The 342-nt window shown below is 37.7% G+C and carries 1 protein-coding gene; it reads right to left on the bottom strand.

Going from position 1 to position 342, the window contains the following annotated elements:
* Positions 1-342 (bottom strand): IS200/IS605 family accessory protein TnpB-related protein (locus tag CUN85_RS12865; RefSeq protein ID WP_167848895.1); only part of this gene is annotated, 342 nt, incomplete at both ends.

The raw sequence follows: 342 nt of genomic DNA, 5'->3' as shown, positions 1-342 counted from the left end.
AACTCTGATTGAGTTTTTCTGTTCTTTTTGTCAATGTGTCTACACATCGAGCATTCTATTGATGTGTTTTTTGGGTCTACTTCAAATACTGGAATACCTGCGAGAGTAGCTTTGTATTTGAGGAAATTTCCCAATTCATCGAAAGCCCATTTGCCGATAGCTGTTTTTACTGTTTTGTTAACCGTGCTGTTGGTTCTAATGCCCTTAAGATTTTCAATGGCAATAGCCCTGTTTGTGTCTTTTGCAGTTTGAACGATCGATTTAGTTATGCAGTGGTTGATATCTTTTTTAAAGCGTCTTTCGTTACCACTTATTTTCTTGAGATGCCTTTTAGCAGAGCGG

The sequence above is a fragment of the Methanolobus halotolerans genome (genome assembly GCF_004745425.1).
Classification (GTDB): Archaea; Halobacteriota; Methanosarcinia; order Methanosarcinales; family Methanosarcinaceae; genus Methanolobus; species Methanolobus halotolerans.
This window is presented reverse-complemented; position numbering and strand designations above follow the sequence as displayed.